Raw genomic sequence first — 7,513 nt, 5'->3', positions numbered from 1 at the left:
CGATGCAGACGGCGGGCGACGATCGGGTGATCGGCTCTAACGTGGCGGATGGGCTGCGCGGCGGCACGGGGGACGATTATCTGAACGGCGGGGACGGCAATGACCGCTATCACTATGCCCGGGGCGATGGTCACGACACCATTGAAGAGAAGAGCGCCTGGTCGGGCAAAGATGATCGGCTGCTGCTGGAAGACATCAACGCCGATCGGGTGAGTCTGACGCGCGACGGCAATGACGTGATCCTGCATATTGCGGCGAGTGCGGCAGATGCAGGCGACGGCGGCTCGGTGCGACTGAAGGCGCAGTACGACGCGTACTATGAGCGCGGGGTGGAGAATGTGGCGTTTGCCGACGGCACGATCTGGACGGTGCAGAGCATGCGTGAGTGGCTGCTGGAGGAAGAACAGAAAACGCAAGCGGTGCAAGATTCCGACGTTGAGGTCAGTAGCGCAGACGCAGACGTTATTCTGGTCGGAGCGAATACACTGGCGTCGGAACAGCCTGAGCTTGCTTATATCTGATCATTCTTCGATGTAATGTCCTAATGCTAGGCTATGATCTGACGGAAGTCAGGTCATAGCTTATTTGCATTGGCTTACGGGTGGGATCTCCTCAATTGAAATTTTTCGCCAACTGTTGCAATGTGTCATCATCAAGCTTACCGGCGTAATAGTGTAGTTCCAGCCAGGCAGTCAGCCAGGCATAGCGGGCTTCTGCCAGATCGCGCCGGGTACTATAAAGCTGCTGCTCGGCGTTAAGGATATCCAGATTGACCCGCTCGCCGCCGAGAACGCTTTTTTGCGTCGCCTTTATTAACGCCTGAGCGGAGCGTTCAGCCAGTTGATAAGCTTCAATTTTAGCCTGACTACCAGCGACCAGATTAAACTGACGGCGTATTTCGAGCAGCAGTGATGCTGTTAAATCATCTTTCTCTAGTGCTGTTTGCCGATAGCGTTCAGCCGCTTGGCGCGTAGCGGCGGATACGCCGCCGCCAGAGAATAACGGAATGTTGACTTGGACCCCAATAGAGCGGGTATCATATTTTTGGTTATAGGTGCTTTCCGTTTCTGAACTATTTTTTCGTGCGCTAGCCACCAACGTAATGCGTGGCATATGGCCGGCCCGGTTGCGTTCAATGTTATATTTGGCGGCATCCAGAGAGTATCCCGCTACGAGTAGTTGCGCATTATAGCGCAACGTCAGCGACTGCCAGTGTTGCAGATTTGCAGGTTGCAATGACTGAGGGATAAAATGTGGACTAAGCGGTGTAAGTTGAGCTGCGTTTATTGTCGGCTTACCCAGCAGTTTTGCTAATGTTTGTTCACTGAGGTCCAGATTATCTCTGGCTTCGATTAGCAGGGCGTGGTTCATATTCAGGCGAGCTTCAGTTTCCAGCATATCAGTACGCGTGCCTTCTCCCATATCGAACAGGCGGCGATTTAGCTTTAACTGTTCGCGCCAACTGCGTTGTTGTGCTTGTAGCAGCATGATTTGCTCTTGGTTAAGTAAAACGCTGGTGTAGGTCTGGAACAATTTCACCAAGAGCTGCCGGTTTTGGTCGAGTAACAGCTCTTCCGCTTGCAGAGCGCTGGTATTGCCATGCTGATAGCGTGACCAGGCTTCGTAATCCAGCAGCGGCTGCTGTAACGATAACGTCGATGAATAGCTGGTGTAATCGCGGTCGGCGCTTCGATCTCCGTTGGTCACGGTGGAATCAACACGCGCTTGACCATAATCGTAGTTGACCTTCGGCAATAGAGCCGCTCGGCCAATATTGCGTTCTTCCACTGTAGCGTTGCGCTCATGGCGCGCTGCTTGAAGTCCTGGATCGTGCTTAAGCGCCTGCTGCCAGGCTTCCATCAGTCCCAGTGCGTCGGCGTGAGAGCTATAGCCGTTTAGCAGGCAGACGGATAAACACCAATAACCTATGATGGCGGTGCGCCATCGGTATGATTGCGACATGGCTATTCCTCCGTAAATGCCGTGTGCAGGCGATCGAGCAATGGTTTGAAAAGGTAATTAAGCATTGATCGCTCTCCGGTGCGAATAAACGCGTCAACGGGCATGCCGGGTCGGATGTCCAGATTAGCGATCTGCTGTTTTTCTTTCTCATCGACATTAATGCGTAATGGGTAGTAGGGAACGCCTGTTTGCGAATCTATAAGTTGGTCGGCCCCGATCAGCGTTATGATGCCATCAATGCGCGGTGTGGTGCTTTGGTTGAAGGCAGTGAACATCAGTTCAACTGTCAGCCCCGGCGAGATGGTATCGACAAGGTCGATCGGCAAGCGGGCATCAATTTGCAATGGCTGATTGGCGGGAACAATCTCCATTAGCGTTTGTCCGCTGCTGACAACGCTACCTTCGGTATGCAGTGTTAAACCGACAATACTGCCGCTGGCTGGCGCTAGAATACGGGTGTTTTGCAAATCGTATCTGGCTGATTTAAGACGTTGAGTCAGATCTTGAATACCCAGTTGTACTTCGGCCAATTGGGTTCGAACTTCTTTCTGGTATTCTTCCCGGCGTTGCAGGAGCCTTTGCTCCAGTTCGGATATCACTTGACTGGTTTGTTGCAGACTGCTGTGCTGCTGTGCGATGTCGCCACGCAACTGAGTGGCTTGGCGCTCGATATCAAGCAGACGGTTGCGAGCAATATAGCCTTCTTTTGCTAACGGACGCAGACCCGTAAGCTGTTCGCTAATCAGGCTGTACTGTGTCAGATAACTATTCAGCAATGATTGGATGCCCTGAAACTGCGCCTGTGTCCCGAGGATGGATGCCTTAATGGCGGACAGCTCTTGTCGCAATGCAGAACGGCGGCTGGAAAACAATTGCTGCTGCGATAGCCGCATCTGCTGTAAGGTCAGGGAAAAAGAGGATTCCGCAGGCGGATATTCGCTGTCGACCGCTTCGGAAATCTGCTGCAAATTATCGCGTTCGGCCCGTAGTCGAGCCTCTCTTATTCGAGCCTCCTGCAACTGGAGGTACAGATTATCGTGCAGCGATTGCACGGGGGTGGTATCCAGCGTAGCCAGGATCTGGCCACGTTGGACGATATCCCCTTCCCGAATATTCAGATGGGCGATGCGCCCGCTGCTGGTAGGCTGAACGACTTTACGGTTGTCTGTTACGATGACCTTGCCTGTGACTGACACGCCTTTATCCAACGGTGCCAGGCAGGCCCACAGCAGCAGCCCGCAGAAACCCAGCAACACTGTCCATATTCCACGTCGCAGATAACGGCCTGCGTCGGTGTATGGTTGTAAATCAATTAGCGCCGGCGAGGGAGCTTCCTGTGCGGGCGAAGAGTGATTTATTTCTGAATGCGTTGACATATACACTGTTCCTTGTTGAGTCTACCGCAAAAAAGGACGAATGAGGTTAAATGCTACTGCCCGGTGAATTACCCTGACCAACTGAGGGCGAATGAAGTCTGGTATGTATAGCTGGCTTGTTTTTTTGCTGTTTTTGCAGCAATTGAGATGGAGAACCGAAAAACTGAATTCTTCCTGAATGTAGAATCAGCAGTTTATTAGCACAGCTTAATAACGTGGGTTTATGCGTGATTAAAATCTGTGTACTGAGACTGACTTTTAGCTGAGCGATCGCCGCAAGTAATGCTTTTTCCCCTTCTTCATCAAGGTTGGCGTTAGGTTCATCCAGGACTATTAGAGATGGTTGTTTGTATATGGCGCGCGCCAGCGCGATTCTCTGTTTTTGTCCACCGGACAAACCGCCGCCGTTTTCTCCTAGCGGAGTATCATAACCTTGCGGCAAGCGCAGAATAAGGTCATGTACGCCTGCTGTTTTCGCTGCTGCGATGACTAAATTGGCGTTAGGAGAGTTAAATCGTGAGATATTCTCGGCGATAGTGCCGTTGAATAGCTGAATTTCCTGAGGCAGATAGCCGATGAACTCACCGAGCTCGCCTTTATCCCATTGATGCATGTCGGCGCCATCAAGGCGAACTTTGCCACTTAATGGAGGTTGTGAAGCAACGAGCAGGCGGGCCAGCATTGACTTTCCCGAACCTGACGGCCCCATAATGGCGAGCACATCTCCGGGAGCGAGCATAAAGGAAATCTGGTTCAGAAAAGGCATTCGGGAGCCTGGAGGCGCTGCGCAGATCTGCTCTACCTGCAATATTCCTTGCGGCGTGGGTAACTGCATGCCCGGGATCCTCTGTGGATGGCGGGTGAGTAGCGTATTGAGTCGTTGCCACGCCATGCGCGCCTGCGTCCACTGCTTCCATACGGCGATGATTTGATCTATCGGACTTAATACACGGCCAACCAGGATGGAACCGGCAATCATCATACCAGGCGTGATAGAACCGTCGACGGCTAATAACGCCCCTAGCCCCAGTATCAGAGATTGTAGCGCCAATCTGGTGCTTTTAGAGAGCGCAGTGACGGCCGCGCCTTTTGTACTGGCCTGATTTTGGCTGTGTAAAAAGCGGATATGTTGTTCCAGCCAGCGAGCGCGCAGGACGCGGAGCATCCCCATCGCTTCAATGGCATCGGCATGGCGTAGATTGGCGTTGGCCTGATGTGTAGCCAGGGCCGTAATTTCCGCCGCCCGCTTCAGTGGCTCTTTTGTCAGGTGCTGATTCAGCCAGGCCAGAACAGTCAATATGATAGCGCCAGCCAACGCCATCAGCCCCAGCCATGGATGTAACAGAAAAATGACGAACAGATATACGGGAAACCATGGCGCGTCGAAAAAGGCAAACAGTGCGTTTCCGGTAGCGAACTGCCGCAGGGTGGTCAGGTCATTTAGTGCCTGGCTGGCGTTTGAGGTATTCCCTCGAAGATGGCTTTCGAATGCGGCGTCATATACCTGTTGATTCAGCCTCATATCCATTTGCGTTCCGAGTCGAATCACTACAGCGCTGCGTATCCATTCCAGCAGCCCCATAAGCGTGAACAGCCCTAGCATCATCACGGTTAACATCATTAACGTCATCGTGTTTCCGGAAGGCAGAACCCGGTCGTACACTTGTAGCATATAGATTGCCGGCGCTAGCATCAGTAAATTAGTGACTGCGCTAAACAGTCCGATTCCCCAGAATCCCTGTTGATAGGTTTTCAGAACGTTGATGATATTTTGTTGCGGTGTTAATGAAGCTCGAGAGGACATGGCTTTTTTCCTTAAATACCAGGTAGAGGCAAGCTTGTTATAAAAGGATCTAAGCTTGCTTAGGCGTTCTGATTTCCCATCAGCGCTTGTATTATTTCCGGCGAATCAATAACAGTCGCCCATTAATGCTATTCCTCTTGTCATTTTGCACCCTGACTGGTTCCGCTGGCTGTATGTTATCCATATCTAAGCTGGAGACTATTCAGGATAATTGTTTAGCTACCTATGCCAATTGGTTACGCTAATAACGACAAATGTCGATAGCAGCTGTGTTAACAATGTAATGACAATTATAAAAAGATAAATTAGCTTTTATGATGACGATTGCTTCTATTTTTCTGGTTAAATTATAATCGAATTGAACTGTTTTAAACGCGGATAATTGTATTTTTCAGCGCATTGTATTTTTTTTTCACAGTACCTTCAAGCTTGATTTTTTTATAAAATTATCTTAAATATCATTTATATATAATAATAAATGAAATAATTATCGTGGTATCTTTATCTGTATGTAGCGGCCACCAGGTGTGCGCACATGTCGTGTGATGCGCTTCATTTTTCAAAATACTCTATAATCAACGACTGATTACTATACCGCTTATATACCATTTTATGAGTGGTTGTTTTTTGAACAAAGGAAGTGGGTGATGGTATTAAAAAAGAAACGTCGTGTGCCAATGAAAATACAGGACATCACGATAATTGATGACGCCAAGCTTAAAAAGGCCATTACGGCCGCGGCGCTTGGCAATGCGATGGAATGGTTCGATTTCGGCGTTTATGGTTTCGTTGCCTATGCGCTCGGTCGGGTATTTTTCCCCGGTGCGGATCCGGGCGTACAAATGATCGCCGCGCTGGCGACTTTTTCGGTGCCTTTTCTTGTCAGACCGTTGGGCGGGGTATTCTTCGGCGCGATGGGCGATAAATTTGGCCGGCAGAAAGTTTTGTCGGTAACCATTATCATTATGGCGGTCAGTACGTTCTGTATCGGTTTGATTCCGTCTTATGCATCCATAGGCATCTGGGCGCCGATATTATTGCTGCTGGCCAAATTGGCGCAGGGCTTTTCCGTCGGCGGGGAATATACCGGCGCTGCGATATTCGTCGCCGAATATTCGCCAGATAGGAAGCGCGGATTTTTAGGCAGTTGGCTTGATTTCGGTTCGATCGCCGGCTTTGTGTTAGGCGCGGGCGTGGTCGTGGTGATTTCGTCGATTGTCGGCGAAGCGGATTTCCTCGAGTGGGGATGGCGTATTCCGTTCTTTATTGCCGGTCCTTTGGGACTGATTGGGATCTATTTGCGCCATGCGCTGGAGGAAACGCCCGCCTTTCAACAGCATGTTGATAAACTAGATAAAGAATCGAAAGACAGCTTACAGTCGGCGCCCAAAGTGTCATTCAGGGAGATTGCCACCAAACAGTGGCGGGGTTTACTGATGTGCGTGGGCGTGGTGATTGTCACCAACGTCACCTACTACATGCTGCTGACCTATATGCCGAGCTACCTGTCACATAGTCTCCATTATTCGGAAGACCATGGCGTCATGATTATCATCGCCGTGATGCTCGGTATGCTGTTTGTCCAGCCGGTAATGGGGTTAATGAGTGACAAATTCGGACGTAAGCCGTTTATTATCTGCGGCAGCATCGGTCTTCTCCTGTTATCCATCCCGAGTTTCATGCTGATTAACAGCGGCGTGATTGGCCTTATTTTTTGCGGACTGTTAATTCTGGCCGTGCTGCTTAACTCTTTTACCGGCGTGATGGCGTCTATTTTACCCGCGCTGTTCCCGACGCATATACGTTACAGCGCGTTGGCCATTTCATTTAATATCTCCGTTCTCGTCGCCGGTTTTACGCCTACGGCGGCGGCATGGCTGGTGGAATCAACCGGTAACCTCTATATGCCGGCTTATTATTTGATGGTGATAGCCGTCATTGGGCTGGTCACCGGGATATCGATGAAAGAAACGGCGAACCGACCGTTGAAAGGCGCAACGCCCGCGGCTTCAGACCGGGCCGAGGCGAAAGAGCTATTGCAGGAGCATCACGACAATATTGAACAGAAAATAGAAGATATTGATGAGCAAATCGCCGAGTTGCAGACAAAAAGAAAAACGCTGATCGACCAGCATCCCAAAATTAATTAAGGCGATGAGTCATTGAACGGCCCCTTAGCGCTGGATACGGTTGCCAGTCGCTAAGGGGCCGTTTTTTTATTCCTGCGCCGTTGGTTGGGCTGGCGTTTTGGCGCACTGTATTTCGGCGATGACCACGCGGCCTGATATGGAAACAGAACTGGATATGTTATAACATAACGCAAATGTTTACCGTTTGATAACAGGGTTCGCAATGATGCCCGTAGCGCGCA

5 protein-coding genes are annotated in these 7,513 nt (G+C 50.5%); 2 read left to right on the top strand and 3 right to left on the bottom strand.

Annotation, left to right across the window (positions count from 1 at the left end):
* Positions 1–521, top strand: a 521-nt coding sequence (locus ABRZ28_RS20245; RefSeq protein WP_330521319.1) for a calcium-binding protein, incomplete at its 5' end; no start/stop codon positions are given.
* 91 nt (positions 522–612) lie between these two features.
* On the opposite strand, the gene ABRZ28_RS20240 is transcribed toward ABRZ28_RS20245, so the two are convergent.
* Genes ABRZ28_RS20240 through ABRZ28_RS20230 form a run of 3 tightly spaced genes read right to left on the bottom strand, consistent with a single transcriptional unit; the run spans position 613 to position 5,142 of the window.
* Complete coding sequence (locus tag ABRZ28_RS20240) at positions 613–1,962, bottom strand: TolC family outer membrane protein (RefSeq protein WP_330521318.1); 1,350 nt, start codon at positions 1,960–1,962, stop codon at positions 613–615.
* Positions 1,963–1,964: 2 nt separating this feature from the next.
* On the bottom strand, positions 1,965–3,338 hold the full coding sequence (locus tag ABRZ28_RS20235) for an HlyD family type I secretion periplasmic adaptor subunit (RefSeq protein WP_330521317.1): 1,374 nt from the start codon (positions 3,336–3,338) through the stop codon (positions 1,965–1,967).
* 46 nt (positions 3,339–3,384) lie between these two features.
* Complete coding sequence (locus ABRZ28_RS20230) at positions 3,385–5,142, bottom strand: type I secretion system permease/ATPase (RefSeq protein WP_330521316.1); 1,758 nt, start codon at positions 5,140–5,142, stop codon at positions 3,385–3,387.
* A 647-nt stretch (positions 5,143–5,789) separates the two neighbouring features.
* Between ABRZ28_RS20230 and proP the strand changes: the two genes are divergently transcribed.
* A complete protein-coding gene (gene proP, locus ABRZ28_RS20225) occupies positions 5,790–7,292 on the top strand; it encodes a glycine betaine/L-proline transporter ProP (protein WP_319603930.1) in 1,503 nt (500 codons plus the stop codon).
* The last annotated feature ends 221 nt before the right edge of the window (positions 7,293–7,513 follow it).

The sequence above is a fragment of the Brenneria sp. g21c3 genome (assembly GCF_040240345.1).
In the GTDB taxonomy this organism is placed as follows: domain Bacteria; phylum Pseudomonadota; class Gammaproteobacteria; order Enterobacterales; family Enterobacteriaceae; genus Brenneria.
The sequence above is the reverse complement of the archived record's forward strand: the minus strand, read 5'-3'. Positions and strand labels throughout refer to the sequence as shown.

Bases quoted from the DNA above. Each gene is read 5' to 3' on its own strand.
- ABRZ28_RS20235 (WP_330521317.1), bottom strand. From the start codon at position 3,338: ATGTCAACGCATTCAGAAATAAATCACTCTTCGCCCGCACAGGAAGCT.
- ABRZ28_RS20230 (WP_330521316.1), bottom strand. From the start codon at position 5,142: ATGTCCTCTCGAGCTTCATTAACACCGCAACAAAATATCATCAACGTT.
- proP (WP_319603930.1), top strand. From the start codon at position 5,790: ATGGTATTAAAAAAGAAACGTCGTGTGCCAATGAAAATACAGGACATC.
- ABRZ28_RS20240 (WP_330521318.1), bottom strand. From the start codon at position 1,962: ATGTCGCAATCATACCGATGGCGCACCGCCATCATAGGTTATTGGTGT.